The following is a 19,556-nucleotide window of genomic DNA, read 5'->3' as shown; positions in this document are numbered from 1 at the left end:
TGACGTCGTTCACCGAAGCCTGCCACCGCGGGTCGTCGGCCGCAGCCGTGGAAGCTACGGCCGCAGCCGTCCGGTAGGCGTTGGCGAGCGCCCGAGCCTCACCTGCTTGGGCACTCGGGAGTGCAGGGGTGACGGCGGAGTCCAATAGCGCAGCACCATTAGTAAGCGCAATACGTCCAAGGGCTCGATCCCCCGAGGAATCTGTCTTCACCGAGTCTGAAGCAAGCCTGAACGCTGAACACAGTGCGCGGCTGCGGACTGCTCGGCTTTATAAGACGGCGGCGTTGAAGTGGTTGATGAGACCGATGACCGACTGCTGGCAGGCCGGGTCAACGAGACAACCAAAGCAGCGGTGCCCAACAGGACGGCGATCACGGACAAGGCAATCGCTGGCCATGCCCGTGGGCGCGGCGGTGGTTGCGTGGGGAGAACTGGTGCCCAGTGGGTTGAGCCTGGCGGCGGGCCAGTAGTCGGCCCCTCCCCCGGAGCTGGAGGCAAGTCCCTCACCATGCGTCCTCCTAATAGTTGGAAACGCTTACCCGGCCATCTCTCGCATACTTCGCTGCAATAGTTGAGCAGCTAACCGAGCGGTGAGCAATCACCGCCGCCCTGCTGATGGAACGTCACCCGATGCCGCATACCTTTTTCATCGCACCATCCTTTGCGTTGGCGTCCGTCAGAGCAGACTGCCACGCCGGGTCTTGTCCAGCGGCCAAGCTCGAAGTGGCCGCGACATTGCTGTAGGCCTCAGCAAGGGCGAGCGCGGCAGCCCGCTCATTTGGGGCAAGGCCCCGATTCGTGTTCACCGCATTTTCGAGCATGACCGCACCGTTGACTGTGGCTATTCCTGCGAAAGCCTGATTCGTTCCATTCGTCTCAATCTGCACCGCACGCGCCGCGAGCTTGTAAGCATCACACAACTTCTGGTGCGCAGCAGACACTTCGGCTGCGCTATAGGTAGGGGCGGTCGACGTCGGCGCCGAACTCGAACCCGGCGACCGCGACGTCGCAAAAACCAACGCGACAACGGCCACAACCGTCGCGACCAAAGCGAGAACCATCGCACCCAAAGCAACCAGCGGCCACGTCCGCGACCCCGACGCCTGCGGCGTGGGATAACCCGATTCCCACTGCCCTACCGGCGGACCGACATGCGCCCCCGCACCCGGATGCGAAGGCGGGTCGTCGGTCACGGGCATCTCTTAGACGTTCTGCGTTGAAGGACCGGAACTCGGTCGCAGCGCCTGCATTTCGGTGGCGTTGTTCTTATCCATGTTGGTGAACCCGTTGGCTGCGGTGTGCGCCTTGGTGCCCACGCCGGTGAGCGTCTCGCTGTGGCCCTGCAGGGTTTTCACGTGCTGGCCGTGCGCGGCCGCGACCGCGCTGTGAAAGGCGTCGGCCGCGGCGAAGTCACCGAACATCCCCGAGGCCACGGTTCCGCCTGCCAATTGGTCCGCGCCGTCTTGGGCGTGCCCACCGGCGCGGTGTGACTGATTGCCTCCCGAATGCAAAAGATCCGTATCGACGAACATCGGCAGTCCTTCCGGGTCATACCACCTTTGATCAGGCTAAATGCCGATTCACAAGCGGTCAATTCACCATCGCCGACCCGGCCTTCCCACGCCTAGAAGCCATGCCCGTTGGTGACCGATCGCGCCGGCCGATCCCATTCCGGATCGACGGCGACCGGGATCTGGATCCCAAGGTGCGGCAGCGACACCGTCCCCCAGGGGGTGTGCACCTGGAGGGGAACGGCGATCCGCGCCGCGGCTCGCTCCGGCGCCAGCATGCCCTCACCGACCAGACGGTCGCCATGCCCGGTGACGATCTCGGTCATGTTGTGCAGCGCTTCGCTGCCCACGTCGTAGTAATGCGAGTGGTCGGTGAACCACGGCATGACGCTGTGTGAGCCGGCGACCTCGGCACGAAACCGCACCGCCCCGAAACCCGCATGGGCCGGGTCGCTGCCCAACCCGGCCACCGGTCCCACCGGTCCGCCCAGCATCGCGTTGAGCCCGTTGGGCAGGCCGCTGCCCGACTCGCCGATCCAGCTGATCGCATCGGTCGACGCGGCTCCGACATACAGCCTGCCGCCCGCCAGGTGGAAATCCGCGGCGCTGCGCGCCAAATCCGTTCCCGGGCAACCCGTTAGTACAGCATCGTTGGCGCGCATGCCGCTGTTCGCAAACGAGTCCGCCACGGTCGTCGAGCCGTAGGAGTGCCCGAGGACCGTGATATGCGCTGGGGACTCACCGTCGTGCGTGGCGCTCAGGCCGTTGACATCGGCGGCCAGCAGCGCCCCCGCCTGCCGCGCCCGCCATGGGGTGCCGACCTGTTCCAGATTCGACGGGTCGGTGACGGCCTGCTGCCAACGTGTCTCGAATTCGGGTGCGTCATAACCCATCCAGGCCAACACCGCGGTGGATTGCTGGGAATCGGCTCTGGCGGCCTGCCGGTAGAGGTTGAGCGCGTCGTCCGTGCCATCGGACATCCACCCTCCCCGCACGCTGCTGTTGGTGCCTGGGACGAGGACGGCCGTGTTTCGGGATCTGTCCGGGTTGCCGATCGCGATGGCCGCCCTGCCCTTGCCATTGAATGCCAGCGGGTCATAGGCCCACAGCATGACGGAGAGGCCGCCGGATCCTTGGTCGCGCTCGAGGAAGTCATTGGTCTTCACCGCGTTCTGGTACCGGGTGATGTCGGTGGCGCACAGCCCGTATGCGCCGGGGTTGCTGAACACCTCGGTGTCTCGGTTGTTGAGCGCGTTGTCACGAAGCGCGCCCGGCGCAACCCCGCGCTGACGGACGGCATCTTCGACCCTGCGCAGATCGTGTTCCATTGCGGCCTGGTTCACCGAATCACGCACGTCGGCGGGCACGCCATTGAGGTTGCCCAGCCGATTGGGATGCCGGTCGATGAGCAACTGTTTCTGTCCGGAACTCAACGAGTCCCACCATCGCCTGGCCTGCTGTGGGTCACCGTCCGTCGGCGGTACCGGTAACTCGTCCACCGCCTGCAGCTCCATCGGGTTGGCGCCATCCGCTCGGAGCACGCCGAGAGCGGCGTCGAGTGCCGTCGCATACCGATCGCGAATCTGCCGCAGCGCCAGCGCGATTGCCCGCACTTCGGCCACGGCCTCCCCGCGCAGATCATCTACTCCGCAAGCATCGTCGCCGGCGCGGGCCTCGCAAATCTCGTCGTCAATGTCCTCGAGGTCGTACTCCAACGCGGCCAGGTACCACGCGGACGTTCGCTGGGCCTCGGCGAGCCCGGCCGCGATGTTCTCCAAATCGACTGCGATCCTGGGCAATTGCGCGGCCTGCAGACCCAGCGACCTCACCACGCGCCGCACCTCGTCGGCGTCGTTGATCGGATGCTCACCGTCGCGGTGATCCCACGACGCCGCGAACCGGCGGCGAGCCGCCTCGAACGCGAGATCGGCCTCAGCGGTGCTCGCCCCGGCGTCACGGAAAGCCTGCGCAAGGGTCGAGATCTGCCCGGGGCGACCGGCTTGCAGGGTGGCGTCGATCGACCACGGATCACAGCCGGCCTCGGCAACCAGGAAGGGAACGCTCAAGTAGCGCAGTAACATTCGCCGTCGCTACGTCAGCATCGCCTCACAAAGGGCTCGCGCCGTCGGCGAGACCGTCGCCGTCCGAATCGGTCAGCCGGACGTTCCATTTGCCGTCGCCATCGGTGTCGACGTAACCGGTCACGCCGGTTTCGTCGGAGCGCAGCACCCGGTCGGCGAGCCCGTTGCCATCGGTGTCGACCAGGCGCGCGTCGGCGCGCCCGTGCCCGTCGAAGTCCACCATGGGGCCGCCGGTGTGCTCGACACCGTCAAGGCCGAACCACCGCAGCTGGCCGCCCCGGTCCATGGCCACCGCCCACGTCCCGGATCCGTCGTCGGTGAAGTACGCCTCGGGGGTTCCGTCGTTGTCGAGGTCCAGCAGCGCATGGTCGACGAGGCCGTCGCCATCGAGATCCGCGAGGGCGTCGTCGCGCAGTCCGTCGTGGTCGAAATCCAGCCCGATCGATTCGAAGCGGCCGTCGTGGTCCAGGTCGAGGTCGGGTTGTCCGTGCCACAAAGCGGCCGCGCCGCTATCGCCGGCCAAACAGTAATCCATGCGTATTCGGACGCGCGGCCGTCGCTAGCCGTTCCCCCGAGACTGCCACCACGCCAACAACTCCGCGGTCGCCTCCTCGTCGTCCAGCGGCCCGCGGTCCAACCGGAGCTCCTTCAAAAACCGCCATGCCTCGCCGACTTGCGGGCCGGGCGGGATACCGAGCAACTCCATGATCCGGTTGCCGTCCAAGTCGGGCCGGACCCGCGCGAGATCTTCCTGGGCGGCCAGTTCGGCGATGCGCGCCTCGAGCCGGTCATAGCTGGCCTGCAACCGCGCGGCTCGGCGCTTGTTGCGGGTGGTGCAGTCGGCGCGCACCAGCTTGTGCAGCCGGGGCAGCAGCGGGCCGGCGTCGGTGACGTAGCGGCGCACCGCCGAGTCGGTCCACTTGCCGTCGCCATAACCGTGAAATCGCAGATGCAGATACACCAGCTGCGAGACGTCGTCGATCATCTGCTTGGAATACTTCAACGCCCGCAACCGCTTTCGGACCATCTTCGCGCCGACGACCTCGTGGTGGTGAAAGCTCACGCCGCCGTTGGCCTCGTGGCGCCGCGTGGCGGGCTTGCCGATGTCGTGCAGCAGCGCGGCCCAGCGCAGCACCAGGTCCGGGCCGTCATCCTCCAGCGCGATCGCCTGGCGCAGCACGGTCAGCGAGTGTTGGTAGACGTCCTTGTGTTGGTGGTGTTCGTCGATGGCCATCTGCATGCCGCCGACCTCGGGCAGCACCACCTCGCCCATGCCGGTCTGCACCAGCAGATCGATGCCGGCCGTCGGGTCGTCGCCGAGCACCAGCTTGTCTAGCTCGGTGGCCACCCGTTCGGCGCTGATCCGCGACAGCTGCGGGGCCATGTGTTCGATCGCCTCGCGCACCCGCGGCGCGACGGTGAAGCCGAGCTGCGAGACGAACCGCGCCGCGCGCAGCATCCGCAACGGGTCGTCGCCGAAGGACACCTCCGGCGCGGCCGGAGTGTCCAGCATCCGCGCGCGCAGCGCCGCCAAACCGCCTAGGGGATCGAGGAATTCGCCCGGGCCCGCGGGCGTGATGCGCACGGCCATCGCGTTGGCCGTGAAGTCGCGTCGTACCAGATCGTCGTCGAGGCGATCGCCGAAGCGCACCTCGGGATTCCGGGACACCTGGTCATAGGTGTCGGCGCGAAAGGTGGTGATCTCCAAGCGATGGTCGCCCTTGCCGACGCCGACGGTGCCGAATTCGATCCCGGTGTCCCACAGGTTGTCGGCCCAGCGCCGCAGGATTTGTTGCACCTGCTCCGGGCGGGCGTCGGTGGTGAAATCCAGGTCGGGACTCAACCTGCCCAACAACGCATCCCGCACCGAGCCGCCCACCAGGTAGAGCTCGTGGCCCGCGGCGCCAAATGCGGAGCCGAGCTCGGCGAGCATGGGCGCATGCCGATTCAGGGCGACCGCGGCGGCGGTCAGCAGGTCGGCATCCTGGGCGGCGTCTGGCACGTTCGATCAGCCTAGTCGGCCGTGCACGAAAAGCCCCTGTGAGGAGCCTCGCACGTCAGGGAAGGTGAATTGACCCGGCGCGAAGCGTCAGTAGTCTCACGCGAGAATCGGTCGCTACTTACAGGAAACGGACCATGCGCGCGAAGGCCCTCGACACACACGCCTGGCGCACGGCGACGTGGTCGGCGCCGCTTGTCGTCCAACCGATATTGGGAGTGTTGCTCGTCGTCATGTGGCTGCTGGGCAAGTGGCCGTTCGACACTCATAGCGCATACGCCGGTGAGCGCGCATGGATGCTGACCGCCACTGTCATCACCACTTTGGCGTCGCTGCTGGTCGGCGCCGCACTGCTGAGGTCGGCCTCGGCGCGCAATCGAGGTCTGGGCCTCAGCACGCTGAGCTGTTCAGCTGCCTTATTAGTGGGCGGAACCATTTTTGCGGACTTGGTCCTGCGCTGAAGGCCGTCGATGACAGACACACCCTTGATCCGCACACCGAGCAGCCCCTATGGCCCCCTGACTTTCGCAGTAGCAATGGCCCATGTCTTCGTGATTGACCTCGCTACCTGGCTGTTTGTTCTGCCGATGTGGCCCTTCGTATTGGTTGTTCTTCCGATAACACTGGTTTACATCGGGATCGGCGCCGTGATCGCACGGGCGCCCGGCAGGTGGGGCCAGCTCGGCCGCGGAATGATGATTGGCAGCCTGTCCGGTCCGCTCTCGCTGCTGATCTTCATTCCCGCTTTTATCATCGCCGGTGCAATCGGTCCGCTCTGACGGACGTATCGGTCGCGCCATCGCGCACTCACCCGCGGCGAGTATCTCGGGGAGAATATGCCGTGCCAGCTACTATCGCTTGGGTGTCGGACGGCGAACAAGGCAAACCACGTCGGCGCCGGGGGCGTCGCCGCGGCCGTCGCACCCCGACTTCGTCCGAGAACCAAACCGCCGGTCAAGCGGCCGGTGACTCGACGGCCACCAGGTCGCGCCGATCCCGGGCGTCGCGCCGCGGACCGGATCAACTTCGCACCGTCCACGAGACCTCGGCCGGTGGACTGGTCATCGACGGTCTCGACGGTCCGCGCGAGTCTCAGGTCGCCGCGCTGATCGGACGCATCGACCGACGGGGCCGGATGCTGTGGTCGCTGCCAAAAGGGCACATCGAACTCGGCGAGACCGCCGAGCAGACCGCAATCAGAGAAGTGGCGGAAGAGACCGGCATCCGGGGCAGCGTGCTGGCCGCGCTGGGCCGCATCGACTATTGGTTCGTCACCGACGGCCGTCGGGTGCACAAAACCGTGCATCACTATCTAATGCGGTTCTCCGGCGGCGAGCTGTGCGACGAGGATCTCGAAGTCGCCGAGGTGGCCTGGGTGCCGATGGGCGAACTACCGTCGCGGCTGGCCTACGCCGACGAGCGCCGCCTGGCCCGCGTGGCCGACGAGCTGATCGACAAGTTGCAGAGCGACGGTCCGGCCGCCCTTCCGCCGCTGCCGCCCAGCTCGCCCCGGCGCCGCCCGCAGACGCATTCTCGAACGCGGCATTCTGACAAACCGGCCGCGGGCCGGAAGAACGGCCACGGACCGGGGCCGTGATAGCTCCGCGTCTGCGTCGAGCCGGCTTGGTGCGTCTTGCCGCCGTGCTCGCCATTGTGGCCGGGCTCGCGGTACTCACCGGGCCGGTGCTGCCGCGCGCGGCCGCGGGCGAGCCCGGGGTGACCCCCTTCGTCCGGGTCCGCATCGATCAAGTCACCCCGGACGTGGTCACCACGACCAGCCCGCCCGTCGTGACCGTCAGCGGCATGGTGACCAACATCGGCGACCGTCCGGTCCGCGACGTCATGGTCCGGCTCGAACACGCCGGCGCGGTCACCGCCTCCGCGGGATTGCGCACCACCCTGGACGGCGACACCGACGGGTATCAGGCCGCCGCGGATTTCCTCACGGTCGCGCCCGAACTGCAGCGCGGCCAGGAGGTCGGTTTCACCCTGTCGGCGCCGCTGCGCGCGTTGACCAAGCCGTCGCTGGGCGTGGAGAAGCCCGGCATCTATCCCGTCCTAGTCAACGTGAACGGCACGCCCGACTACGGCGCGCCCGCCCGGCTGGACAACGCGCGTTTCCTGCTGCCCGTGGTCGGAGTGCCGCCCGACCGCGCCGACGACCTCGGCTCCGCCGTCGCGCCCGACACCTCTAAACCGGTGTTGATGACCATGCTGTGGCCGCTGGCCGACCGGCCCCGGCTGGCCCCCGGCGTGCCGGGGGGAACCATCCCGGTGCGGCTCGTCGACGACGAGCTGGCCACCTCGTTGGCCAGCGGCGGCCGGCTCGACATCCTGCTGGCCTCGGCCGAGGTCGCCACCAGTCACGACGTCGACCCCGACGGCGCGGTCGGCCGCGCGCTGTGCCTGGCGATCGATCCGGATCTGCTGGTCACCGTCAACGCGATGACCGCCGGTTATGTGGTGTCCGACTCCCCCGACGGCCCGGGGCAGCTGCCCGGCACCCCCACCCACCCCGGCGCCGGGCAGGCCCCCGCGACCGAATGGCTCAACCGCCTGCGCGCCCTCGCGCACCGGACCTGCGTGGCCCCCCTCCCCTACGCACAGGCCGATTTGGATGCCGTGCAGCGTGTCAACGATCCCGGCCTGAGCGCCATCGCCACCACCAGCGCCAACGGCATCATCGACAAGATCCTGGACGTCTCCTCGATCCGCGGGGCCACGCTGGTACCCGACGGCCCGCTGACCAGCCGCGCGGTCAAACTGCTCAGCGCCAACGAGAACACCGTCGCGATCGCCGCCGCAGACCTGCCGGGCGCCGAGGCGCAGGGCTCCTCCGAGACCGCCGTCGACACTGCACCCCGGCGGTTGTCCCCGCAGGTCTTGGTCGCGCCGTTCGACCCCGCCGTCGGCGCCGCCCTGGCCGGGGCGGGAACCGCCCCCGAGGCCCCGACGTACCTGGACTCGTCCCTGACGGTGCGGCTCGGCCACGATTCGGTGACCGCGCGCCGCCAGGACGCCCTCGGCTCGATCTTCTGGCACGCGCTGCGCCGCGACGACCCGCGCACCCAGATCCTGGTCCCGCCGACGACATGGAACCTGCAGGCCGACGACGCCCAGGTCATCCTGACCGCGCTGACCACCACCATCCGGTCAGGTCTGGCGGTGCCGCGCCCGCTGCCGGCGGTGATCGCGGAGGCCACCCAGGCCGCCCAAGCCCACCCCGAGCCGCCGCAGGAGGTCGGCAGCTACACGTCGGCGCGGGGACAGTTCAGCGACGACATCACCGCCGGCATCGCCGGGCAGGTCGGCCGGCTGTGGGGCTTGACGTCATCGCTGATGACCGACGATCGCACCGGGCTGACCGGCGTCCAGTACACCGCGCCGCTGCGCGAGGACATGCTGCGCGCGCTGAGCCAGTCCGAACCGCCGGACACCCGCAGCGGGCTGGCCCAGCAGCGCCTGGCGGTGGTCGGCAAAACGGTCAACGACCTGTTCGGCGCGGTGACGATCGTCAACCCGGGCGGCTCCTACACCCTGGCCACCGAGCACAGCCCGTTGCCGCTGGCCCTGCACAACGGGCTGGCGGTCCCGATCCGGGTGCGGCTGCATGTCGACGCGCCGCCGGGGATGAACGTCACCGACGTCGGCCAGATCGAACTGCCGCCGGGGTACCTGCCGCTGCGGATTCCGATCGAGGTGAACTTCACCCAACGCGTCGCCGTCGATGTCACCCTGCGGACCGCGGATGGTCTCCGGCTGGGCGAGCCGGTGCGGCTGTCGGTGCATTCGAACGCCTACGGCAAGGTCCTGTTCGCGATCACGCTGTCGGCCGCGGCGGTCCTGGTGCTGCTCGCCGGCCGCCGGCTGTGGCACCGCTTCCGCGGCCAGCCCGACCGCGCCGACCTGGACCGTCCCGACCCACCCGACGCTCGGCACGCCACCGAAGCCGGCGCGGCCGACCAGCCGGTCGAACAAGAGCACCGCGTATGACCCCCGCCTATCGGCAGGCCCAGCCTCACCACCGCCTGCCCGAACCGCCGCGGCATTCCCGGATGCCGGCCTCGCCGCCGACCGGTCCGCTGCCGCCCGTCGCCGCCGAGATCGACCGTCGGCGCCCCGAGCTGTCCGACGCGGCGCTGGTGTCGCGGTCGTGGGGAATGGCCTTCGCCACCTTGATCAGCCGGCTCACCGGCTTCGCGCGGGTGGTGCTGCTGGCCGCGATCCTGGGCGCCGCGCTGTCCAGCGCGTTCTCGGTGGCCAACCAGCTGCCCAACCTGGTGGCGGCCCTGGTGCTGGAGGCGACGTTCACCGCGATCTTCGTGCCCGTGTTGGCGCGCGCCGAGCAGAGCGACCCGGATGGCGGCGCGGCGTTCGTGCGGCGCCTGGTCACGTTGACGACGGCGCTGCTGGTGTTCGCCACCGTGCTGTCGGTGGTGGCCGCCCCGCTGCTGGTGCGGCTGATGCTGGGCCGCAACCCGCAGGTCAACGAGCCCCTGACCGTCGCGTTCGCCTACCTGCTGCTCCCCCAGGTCCTCGCCTACGGCCTGACGTCGGTGTTCATGGCGATCCTGAACACCCGCAACGTCTTCGGGCCCACGGCGTGGGCGCCGGTCCTCAACAACGTCGTCGCGCTGGTGACCCTCGCCGTCTACGCGCTGGTCCCCGGCGAGCTGTCGGTCGATCCCGTCCGAATGGGCAACGCCAAACTGCTGGTGCTCGCCGTGGGCACCACGCTGGGCGTGTTCGCCCAAACCGGGTTGCTGCTGGTGGCGCTGCGGCGCCAGCGCGTCGACCTGCGACCCCTGTGGGGAATCGACCAGCGGCTCAAGCGCTTCGGCACCATGGCCGCCGCGATGGTGCTCTACGTGCTGATCAGCCAGCTCGGCCTGGTGGTCGGCAACCAGATCGCCAGCACCGCGGCGGCGTCGGGCCCCGCGATCTACAACTACACCTGGCTGGTGCTGATGCTGCCGTTCGGCATGATCGGCGTGACGGTGCTGACCGTGGTGATGCCGCGGCTGAGCCGCAACGCCGCCGCCGACGACACCAAGGCCGTGCTCGGCGACCTGTCACTGGCGACCCGGCTGACGTTGATCACGCTGATACCGATCGTGGCGTTCATGACCGTCGGCGGTCCCGCGATGGGCAGCGCCCTGTTCGCCTACGGCCATTTCGGAAACGTCGACGCCGGATACCTGGGCGCCGCGATCACCCTGTCGGCGTTCACGCTGATCCCCTACGGCCTGGTGCTGCTGCAGCTGCGGGTGTTCTACGCGCGCGAACAGCCGTGGACGCCGATCGTCATCATCCTGGTCATCACCGCCGTCAAGATCCTGGGTTCGGTGCTGGCGCCGCACCTCACCGACGACCCCAAGCTCGTCGCCGGTTTCCTGGGGTTGGCCAACGGCATCGGCTTCCTGGCCGGCGCCGTCATCGGCTACGTCCTGCTGCGACGCGCCCTGCTGCCGGCCGGTGGCCACCTGATCGCCGTCGGCGAAGTCCGCACCATCCTGGTGACACTCACCGCATCGATGCTGGCGGGGTTGATCGCCCACGTGATCGACCGGCTGCTCGGGCTGGACGCGCTGACCGAGCACGGGGGCGCCGGTTCCCTGCTTCGCCTGGCGGTGCTGGGGCTGATCATGCTGCCGATCACGGCGGCCGTCATGCTGCGCGCAAACGTGCCCGAGGCGCGGGCCGCGCTCGATGCCCTCCGCTACCGCGTCACGGGTCGTGGACCGCGTCCGCGCAAACCGAGTGCCAAGGATCGATCGTCTCACCGGCGCCCGGTCACGTACCCTGAGCAGAGGAATTCGTCCCCGCCTGGGGTAAATGCGGTCCAGGAGCCGATCCGGCGCAGGCCTCCGGAGCGGGCAAACCAATCCCGGCTAGTGAAAGGACCGGAGGTGACCGACCGCCCGATGGAAAGCGCAGCCCCCAGCGCTGGGCCTGGTGCAGGTTCAGGCGCCAAGCTGCCGCGGCCGGTCGCCGACGACTTCCAGCCCGACATTCCGGCCGACGAGCCCAAGCGGCCCGCCCCACGCCCGTCCGACAAGGCCAACGGCGACATCCCCGGCGGGGCCCGGCGCGCACCCACCGCGTTCGAGGCGCCGCGCGAACGTCCCGCGGATTCCGGCGGAGACGACGTGCACCTGGTCCCCGGCGCCCGCATCGCCGGCGGTCGCTACCGCCTGCTGGTGTTCCACGGCGGCGCCCCGCCGCTGCAGTTCTGGCAGGCGCTGGACACCGCGCTGGACCGGCAGGTGGCGCTGACCTTCGTCGACCCGGACGGTGCCCTGCCCGACGAGGTCCTGCAGGAGATCTTGTCGCGGACCCTGCGGCTCAGCCGCATCGACAAGCCCGGCATCGCCCGCGTGCTCGACGTGGTGCACACCGGCTCCGGCGGCCTCGTCGTCTCCGAGTGGATCCGCGGCGGCTCGCTGCAGGAGGTGGCCGACACCGCGCCCTCGCCGGTGGGGGCGGTGCGCGCCATGCAGTCGCTGGCCGCCGCCGCCGACGCGGCCCACCGCGCCGGCGTCGCCCTGTCGATCGACCACCCCAGCCGGGTGCGAGTCAGCATCGAGGGCGATGTGGTGCTGGCCTACCCGGCGACCATGCCCGAAGCCAACCCCCAGGACGACATCCGCGGCATCGGCGCCGCGCTCTATGCCTTGCTGGTCAACCGGTGGCCCATCGTGGAGAGCGGGGTGCGCAGCGGCCTTGCGGCGGCCGAGCGTGACTCGTCGGGCAACCCCGTCGAACCCATGTCCCTGGACCGCGACATCCCCTTCCAGATCTCCGCGGTCGCCGTCCGTGCGGTCCAGGAAGACGGTGGGATACGCAGCGCCTCAACGCTTTTGAACCTGCTGCAGCAGGCCACCGCGGTCGCCGACCGCACCGAGGTCCTCGGCCCGATCGATGACTCGCCCTCGCCGTCCACCGCGCTGATCTCCCCCGGCCAGGAGCAGGCGACCTTCGCCCGCCGGCGGCGCAACGTGCTCATCGGCGTCGGAGCCGGCCTTGCCGTCATCGTGGTCGCCCTGCTGGTGCTCGCCTCGATCGTGAGCAAGATCTTCGGCAACGTCGGCGGCGGCCTGAACAAGGACGAGCTCGGATTGAACGGTCCCTCGTCGTCGTCCGCGTCGGTGTCGTCAAGCGCTCCATCCGCCGCGGCGGGCAGCGTCGTCAAGCCCACCAAGGCGACCGTCTTCTCCCCCGACGGCGACCCCGACAACGCAAGCACGGCCGGGCAGGCGATCGACGGCGATCCCACGACGGCGTGGGCGACGGAGGTCTACACCGACGCCGTCCCCTTCCCCAGCTTCAAGCAGGGTGAGGGGCTGATCTTGCAGCTGCCCAGCCCCACCGTGGTCGGCCAGGTCAGCATCGACACCCCCAGCAGCGGAACCAAGGTCGAGATCCGCGCGGCCTCCTCGCCGTCGCCGTCCAGCCTCAACGACACGACGGTGCTGGCGCCGGCCTTCACGCTCAAACCCGGCCACAACGTTATCCCGGTCAAGGCCGGCGCGCCGACGTCGAATCTGCTGGTGTGGATCTCGACGCTGGGTTCCACCAATGGCAAGAGCCAGGCCGGCTTTTCGGAGATCACGGTCCAGGCCGCTTCCTGATCCGCGGCCCATTCCGCCACTCACACAAGCCGTTGCGAGTGAAGTGCCGCGCCATACGCAATTGGTTAATGTCCGGCCGTGGGCTTCGGGAGAAACGCCAAGCAGGAGCGCAGCGACGCCGAGCTGCTGGCAGCCCACGTGGCCGGCGACCGGTATGCCTTCAGCGAGCTGTTCCTGCGCCACCAGCGGCACCTGCACCGGCTCGCCCGGCTGACCACCCGGACCCGCGAGGACGCCGAAGACGCTCTGCAGGACGCCATGCTCTCCGCGCACCGCGGCGCCGGCGCGTTCCGGCATGACGCCGCCGTCGGCAGCTGGCTGCATCGCATCGTCGTCAACGCCTGCCTGGACCGGCTGCGCCGCACCAAGGCGCACCCGACCGTGCCGCTCGAAGACATCTACCCGGTGGCCGATCGCACGGCTCAGGTCGAGACCACGATGGCGGTGCAGCGCGCGCTGATGCGGCTGCCGATCGAGCAGCGGGCCGCGGTGGTGGCCGTCGACATGCAGGGTTATTCGGTGGCCGACACCGCCCGCCTGCTGGGCGTCGCCGAAGGCACGGTCAAGAGCCGCTGCGCTCGCGCCCGGGTGCGGCTCGCCGAACTGCTCGGCTACCTCAACGCCGGCGCCCACGCCGTGCCCGACGCCGCCGCCGGCCAGGCCTGACCTTTCCACGGGCATCCGCCCGGGCCGGCCGCGCGTGGCTATCGGTGCGTGCATGACGGACACTGGGTCCGATGAATGCAGCGGAGAACGGCGCGGCGGATGACCGCAGCGCGGGATCAGACCCACCGCTGACCGTCGAACTGCTCGCCGACCTACAGGCCGGCGTTCTCGACGACGAGGCCGCCGCCCGCGTTCGCAGCCAAGTTCGCGCCGATCCGCACGCCGCGGACGTGCTGGGCGCCTTGAATCGAGTCCGCCGCGACGTCGCGGCCGTCGGCGCCGACCCTGGGGCACCCCCCGACCCTCCCCCGCAGGTGAGCGGTCGTATTTCGGCGGCGTTGCGCTCGGCCGAGCCGGTGTCCAACCACGCGACGGGGCCGGCCGATCACTCCGCCCGCCCACACCTGCGTCCCGCCCGTACCGTCGCCGCGGCCGCCGGCATGTGCGCAGTGCTCGCGGCGATCGGCTTCGGGACCGTCGCGCTGCTGCATGCTCCCCAGCCCGCCCCGGACACCCCCGGCGACGTCGCGCACATCACGGTGTCGACGCCGCCGATGGAGATCCCGCTTTCGCAGCCCGACATCCTGGGACTGCTCGACCGCACCCCCGACTTCGGCGCCCTCAGCGACCCGGCGCGGCGCGCCTCCTGCCTCAGCGGCCTCGGCTATCCCGCGTCCACTCAGGTCCTCGGGGCGCGCCCGGTCGAGATCAACGCGCGCCCGGGCATCGTCCTGGTGATACCCGGTGACAGCCCGCACATCCTGGCCGTGTTCGCGGTCTCGCCGAACTGCAGCGCCGCCGACACAGGACTACTGGCCAATACGCAGGTTCCCCGCCCCTAATGTGGTGCGATGGGTACGACACACCCGGGAACAGGCGTACCTACGCTGGCGTTTACACAGATCCAGAGACGAATCGCTTGAAAGGTTTTCATGACCGCCGACACAGTGCATGACGTGATCGTTATTGGTTCGGGTCCTGCTGGGTATACCGCGGCGTTGTATGCGGCGCGGGCGCAGTTGGCGCCGGTGGTGTTTGAGGGGACGTCGTTTGGTGGGGCGTTGATGACGACGACCGAGGTGGAGAATTTTCCGGGGTTTCGTGAGGGGATCACGGGTCCGGAGTTGATGGATCAGATGCGTGAGCAGGCGTTGCGGTTCGGGGCGGATCTGCGGATGGAAGACGTGGAGTCGGTGTCGTTGCAGGGTCGGGTCAAAACGGTGACGACGGCTGAGGGTGAGACGGTGCGGGCGCGGTCGGTGATTTTGGCGATGGGGGCTGCGGCGCGGTATTTGGGGGTGCCTGGGGAGCAGGAGTTGTTGGGGCGTGGGGTGTCTTCGTGTGCGACCTGTGATGGGTTCTTTTTCAAGGATCAAGACATTGCGGTGATCGGGGGTGGGGATTCGGCGATGGAGGAGGCCACGTTTTTGACCCGGTTTGCCCGCAGTGTGACGTTGGTGCACCGCCGGCAGGAGTTCCGGGCGTCGCGGATCATGTTGGAGCGGGCCAAGGCCAACGAGAAGATCACCATTGTGACGAATAAGGCGGTCGAGGCGGTCGAGGGCGAGGCGACGGTGACCGGGGTGCGGTTGCGCGACACGGTCACCGGGAAGGTGTCGACGTTGGCGGTCAGCGGGGTGTTCGTGGCGATCGGGCATGACCCGCGTTCGGAGTTGGTGCGCGAGGTGCTCGAGACCGATCCTGAGGGGTATGTGTTGGTGCGCGGGCGCACCACGGCTACCTCGATTGATGGGGTGTTCGCCGCGGGAGACTTGGTGGATCGCACCTACCGTCAGGCCGTCACCGCCGCCGGCAGCGGCTGCGCGGCCGCCATCGACGCCGAACGCTGGCTCGCCGACCACGAAGAAGACAGCGTCGCCGCACAGGGCGACGCCACCGAATTTCCCGGCAGTACCGACACATTGATTGGAGCGCCACAATGACCGACGCCGAAAAAGCCGGTGCCACAATAGAAGTCTCCGATGCGTCGTTCTCCACCGACGTGTTGTCCAGCAATAAGCCTGTTCTGGTTGACTTTTGGGCGACCTGGTGCGGCCCGTGCAAGATGGTTGCGCCCGTTCTCGAGGAGATCGCCAGCGAGCGGGGCGAGCACCTCACCGTTGCCAAGCTCGACGTCGATGCCAACCCCGAAACCGCGCAGAACTTCCAGGTGGTCTCCATTCCCACCCTGATCCTGTTCAAAGACGGGCAGCCGGTGAAGCGGATCGTCGGCGCGAAGGGCAAGGCGTCGTTGCTGCGTGAGCTCTCGGACGCGGTTCCCGACCTCGGCTGACGTTCGTTTGCTTCGCCGCACCACGCCCCGCGCATAGCCTGGGGTTTTCCCGAATTTACGAAGCGTCTGCGACAATACGGTTAGCTGTTGCCCAGATCTGAGCTTTGTCAGTTAGTCCCGGAGGGCCCTTGGTATGCCGAGTCCGCGCCGCGAATACGGCGACGCGCTGCGCTGTGGTGACCGCAGCGCTGCCGTGACCGAGATCCGGGCAACGCTGGCCACACTAGGCCTGCTGGATAGCTCCGAGGACGATCTCAACACCGGGCGGCACGTGGCCCTCGAACTCTTCGACGCTGAGCTTGACCAGGCCGTTCGTGCCTTTCAACAGCATCGCGGTCTGCTGGTGGACGGCATCGTCGGCGAGGCGACATACCGCGCGCTGAAGGAGGCGTCGTACCGGCTCGGCGCCCGCACGCTGTATCACCAATTCGGTGCCCCGCTGTTCGGCGACGACGTCGCCACGCTGCAGGCGCGGTTGCAAGACCTCGGCTTCTACACCGGTCTGGTCGACGGCTACTTCGGGTTGCAGACCCACAACGCTTTGATGTCATATCAGCGCGAGTACGGGCTCTCCGCCGACGGCATCTGCGGCCCGGAAACGTTGCGCTCCTTTCACTTCCTGAGTTCACGGGTCACCGGTGGATCCCCGCACGCGCTGCGCGAGGAGGAGCTGGTTCGCTCGTCAGGCCCCAAGCTGTCGGGCAAGCGGATCATCATCGATCCGGGCCGCGGCGGAGCGGACCACGGCACCATCATGCAGGGCCCGTCGGGACCCGTCAGCGAAGCGGATGTGTTGTGGGACTTGGCCAGTCGCCTGGAAGGACGGATGGCCGCCATCGGCATGGAGACCTTCCTGTCCCGACCGGTCAACCGCAGTCCGCTGGATGCCGAACGCGCCGCCACCGCGAACAACGTTGGCGCCGACCTGATGATCAGCCTGCGCTGCGAAAGTCAGATCAGCACCGCCGCCAATGGAGTGGCTTCCTTTCACTTCGGCAACTCGCATGGATCGGTCTCCACCATCGGGCGTAATCTCGCCGACTTCATCCAGCGAGAAGTCGTGGCCCGCACCGGTTTACGAGACTGCCGGACGCACGGCAGGACGTGGGACCTGCTGCGCCTGACCCGGATGCCGACGGTGCAGGTCGACGTCGGCTACATCACCAACACGCGGGATCGTTCGATGCTGGTTTCGACCCAGACCCGTGACGCCATCGCCGAGGGCATCCTCGCCGCGGTCAAGCGGCTCTACCTGTTGGGCAAGAACGACCGGCCCACTGGCACATTCACTTTCGCGGAATTACTGGCCCACGAACTGTCGGTGGAACGCACCAGCCAGCTCGGCGGTTCCTGACTTCTAACCACCCTCGGTGGTTTCTAACGCATTCGCCGTCGTGGATCCCGCGCCCACCGGCTGCTCCAGGTGCGCGTTCTCCAGCAGTCGCTCTAGGGCGGCCTCGACTTCCGCCTTCCACCCAAGGCCCTTGTCGAGCTCGAGGCGCAGTCGCGGGAAGTACGTATGTGGCGCCACCACAACGAAACCCACGTCTTTCAAGAATTCCGCGTCGATCACGCAGTGGTCCACCGAGCAGTCACCGACGGCCTCCAGGACTGGCCGCACGTCCGGACCGACGAGGTGCGGGTCCTGCAATTCCGAAGCCGCCGGGGTGCGGCCGAACGCTTCGAGCGCGCGCACACCGCGGCGCACCAGTTCGTCGATGACCCGGGCGATCAAACCGTGCGGAAGGTCATCGGCCGCCGGCCCCGGTTCGATGCCCATCGACGTCAGCAACACCGCGTCCGCGGACACCGGGCCGGTCGGGAATCGCTGTGCCCGCGGCACCGCCCGCGGCGGCGCATAGAACACGTAACCGAGGCATGGCGGCTCGGCATGGCTTCGCTCGTCTGGGACGGCGGTCGCGACCTGCCCGCACGAGCCCCACTCCAGCATCACCATCGACAACCACGCTTCTTTTTCGAACTCGGGGTCGGCGAGGTGGTCCTGATTACCGAGGGTCGCGGGATCGACTTCCCAGAAGACGCACCGGCGTGCGTGCTTGGGAAGCTGCTCGAATGCCTCGAGCCGTAGCGGCATGATTCGAGCGGACACTAGCCTCCTGGCTCCTGTGCGGTACTGCGGCGCTCTGCACCGGCAACCCCTCCAGGATAGGAGAGGTGGTCGTGATCGGGCCAGCTTTGGCCTGGCCACCGGGGTTTGCGGGCCCGAACGGCCGGCGCCGCGTCACCGCGACGGGCCTACGGTCGAAAGTTGTTGATGCGCAGGCCGTTTCGCCGAGCTGGAGTCCGTGGGATAGGTGCGTTGCCCGCGGAAACGGCCTTGGTGTCACAGTGACGTAATTACACGGTGTCCTAGTTCATGCCTTGGGCGGGGACATGACCTCGATGATCCGTTGCAAATCGTCCACCGACCCGAACTCGACGACGATCTTGCCCTTGCGTTTGCCGAGACTGACCGTGACGCGGGTATCGAAGGCCGTCGAGAGCTTGTCAGCAACGTCTTGCAGGCCCGGCATCTGGATCGGCTTGCGACGCGGGGCGGTTGGGGTGGACGCACCGCCCCGGTTGGCCAGCGTGACCGCCTCCTCCGTGGCCCGCACCGATAGCCCCTCGGCGACGATCCGGGTGGCCAGCTCCTCCTGCGCTTCGGGGCCCGCCTCCAGCGACAGCAGCGCGCGCGCGTGGCCGGCGGACAGAACCCCCGCGGCCACCCGCCGCTGCACCGCGATCGGCAGCTTGAGCAACCGGATCATGTTGGTGATCAACGGCCGCGACCGGCCGATCCGCGCGGCCAGTTCGTCGTGGGTGACGCCGAATTCGTCGAGCAGCTGTTGGTAGGCGGCCGCCTCTTCCAACGGGTTGAGCTGGACCCGATGGATGTTCTCCAACAGGGCGTCGCGGAGTAGATCGTCGTCGCCGGTCTCGCGCACGATGGCCGGGATGGTTGCCAGTCCGGCCTCCTGGGCCGCGCGCCAGCGCCGCTCCCCCATCACGATCTGATAACGCGCGCCGCTCGCCGAGTCCTTGACCGCCCGCACCACGATCGGCTGCAAGAGGCCGAACTCGCGGATGGAATGCACCAGTTCCGACAGCGCTTCCTCGTCGAAGACCTGCCGGGGCTGACGCGGGTTGCGTTCGATGTCGGCCGGCGCGATCTCGCGATAGACCGCTCCCACCGACGACGCGTCCTGCGGCGGCGGTCCCCCGATCAGGACGTCGGCGGCGGCATCGCCCATCCGCGGGCCCAGCGTCGCCGGTCCGGTGTCGCCCTCCGCGGGGCCGGTCGGAATTAGCGAAGCCAGGCCCCGGCCGAGGCCACCCTTCTTGCGTAACGGCTGCGTCATGGTCGTCCCTTCG

Annotated in this window: 17 protein-coding genes; 10 read left to right on the top strand and 7 right to left on the bottom strand. The window is 68.5% G+C overall.

What is annotated here, in order from left to right; genetic code table 11:
• Positions 1-623: 623 nt before the first annotated feature.
• From B9D87_RS19360 to B9D87_RS19340, 5 genes are all read right to left on the bottom strand, one after another.
• Entirely contained in the window at positions 624-1,199 is a 576-nt protein-coding gene (locus B9D87_RS19360) for a hypothetical protein (protein ID WP_080598497.1), read from the bottom strand.
• 3 nt (positions 1,200-1,202) lie between these two features.
• Positions 1,203-1,532 (bottom strand): DUF2563 family protein, encoded by a 330-nt coding sequence (locus B9D87_RS19355; RefSeq protein WP_007769720.1) that lies wholly within the window; start codon positions 1,530-1,532, stop codon positions 1,203-1,205.
• Positions 1,533-1,624: 92 nt separating this feature from the next.
• Positions 1,625-3,592, bottom strand: a complete 1,968-nt coding sequence (locus B9D87_RS19350; protein ID WP_007769723.1) for a putative alpha/beta hydrolase — start codon at positions 3,590-3,592, stop codon at positions 1,625-1,627.
• A 25-nt stretch (positions 3,593-3,617) separates the two neighbouring features.
• Positions 3,618-4,127, bottom strand: coding sequence for a hypothetical protein (locus tag B9D87_RS19345; protein WP_007769725.1), 510 nt, complete (start codon positions 4,125-4,127; stop codon positions 3,618-3,620).
• A 24-nt stretch (positions 4,128-4,151) separates the two neighbouring features.
• Positions 4,152-5,594, bottom strand: coding sequence for a CCA tRNA nucleotidyltransferase (locus B9D87_RS19340; protein ID WP_007769727.1), 1,443 nt, complete (start codon positions 5,592-5,594; stop codon positions 4,152-4,154).
• A 215-nt stretch (positions 5,595-5,809) separates the two neighbouring features.
• On the opposite strand from B9D87_RS19340, the gene B9D87_RS19335 reads away from it, so the two are divergent.
• From B9D87_RS19335 to B9D87_RS19290, 10 genes are all read left to right on the top strand, one after another.
• Complete coding sequence (locus B9D87_RS19335; protein WP_040629631.1) at positions 5,810-6,052, top strand: hypothetical protein; 243 nt, start codon at positions 5,810-5,812, stop codon at positions 6,050-6,052.
• A 90-nt stretch (positions 6,053-6,142) separates the two neighbouring features.
• The gene (locus B9D87_RS19330; RefSeq protein WP_040629633.1) at positions 6,143-6,370 is read left to right on the top strand and encodes a hypothetical protein; all 228 of its coding nucleotides are present in this window, start codon (positions 6,143-6,145) and stop codon (positions 6,368-6,370) included.
• An 83-nt stretch (positions 6,371-6,453) separates the two neighbouring features.
• Positions 6,454-7,188, top strand: a complete 735-nt coding sequence (locus B9D87_RS19325; RefSeq protein WP_007769732.1) for an NUDIX hydrolase — start codon at positions 6,454-6,456, stop codon at positions 7,186-7,188.
• A complete protein-coding gene (locus B9D87_RS19320; RefSeq protein ID WP_007769733.1) occupies positions 7,185-9,584 on the top strand; it encodes a hypothetical protein in 2,400 nt (799 codons plus the stop codon). The genes B9D87_RS19325 and B9D87_RS19320 overlap by 4 nt, the downstream gene beginning before the upstream one ends.
• 62 nt (positions 9,585-9,646) lie before the next feature.
• Complete coding sequence (locus tag B9D87_RS19315; protein WP_040629635.1) at positions 9,647-13,222, top strand: murein biosynthesis integral membrane protein MurJ; 3,576 nt, start codon at positions 9,647-9,649, stop codon at positions 13,220-13,222.
• Positions 13,223-13,300: 78 nt separating this feature from the next.
• Complete coding sequence (gene sigM / locus B9D87_RS19310; protein ID WP_007769737.1) at positions 13,301-13,888, top strand: RNA polymerase sigma factor SigM; 588 nt, start codon at positions 13,301-13,303, stop codon at positions 13,886-13,888.
• A 71-nt stretch (positions 13,889-13,959) separates the two neighbouring features.
• Entirely contained in the window at positions 13,960-14,730 is a 771-nt protein-coding gene (locus tag B9D87_RS19305) for an RsmA family anti-sigma factor (protein WP_007769739.1), read from the top strand.
• Between the two features lie 90 nt (positions 14,731-14,820).
• Positions 14,821-15,831 (top strand): thioredoxin-disulfide reductase, encoded by a 1,011-nt coding sequence (trxB, locus tag B9D87_RS19300; RefSeq protein ID WP_007769741.1) that lies wholly within the window; start codon positions 14,821-14,823, stop codon positions 15,829-15,831.
• The gene (gene trxA, locus B9D87_RS19295) at positions 15,828-16,181 is read left to right on the top strand and encodes a thioredoxin (RefSeq protein ID WP_007769743.1); all 354 of its coding nucleotides are present in this window, start codon (positions 15,828-15,830) and stop codon (positions 16,179-16,181) included. The genes trxB and trxA overlap by 4 nt, the downstream gene beginning before the upstream one ends.
• 133 nt (positions 16,182-16,314) lie before the next feature.
• On the top strand, positions 16,315-17,535 hold the full coding sequence (locus B9D87_RS19290; RefSeq protein ID WP_007769745.1) for an N-acetylmuramoyl-L-alanine amidase: 1,221 nt from the start codon (positions 16,315-16,317) through the stop codon (positions 17,533-17,535).
• Between the two features lie 3 nt (positions 17,536-17,538).
• On the opposite strand, the gene B9D87_RS19285 is transcribed toward B9D87_RS19290, so the two are convergent.
• On the bottom strand, positions 17,539-18,291 hold the full coding sequence (locus B9D87_RS19285; protein ID WP_085977776.1) for an acetyltransferase: 753 nt from the start codon (positions 18,289-18,291) through the stop codon (positions 17,539-17,541).
• 265 nt (positions 18,292-18,556) lie between these two features.
• A complete protein-coding gene (locus B9D87_RS19280) occupies positions 18,557-19,543 on the bottom strand; it encodes a ParB/RepB/Spo0J family partition protein (protein WP_007769748.1) in 987 nt (328 codons plus the stop codon).
• Between the last annotated feature and the right edge of the window lie 13 nt (positions 19,544-19,556).

It is taken from the genome of Mycobacterium colombiense CECT 3035 (genome assembly GCF_002105755.1).
GTDB classification, from domain to species: domain Bacteria; phylum Actinomycetota; class Actinomycetes; order Mycobacteriales; family Mycobacteriaceae; genus Mycobacterium; species Mycobacterium colombiense.
The sequence above is the reverse complement of the archived record's forward strand: the minus strand, read 5'-3'. Positions and strand labels throughout refer to the sequence as shown.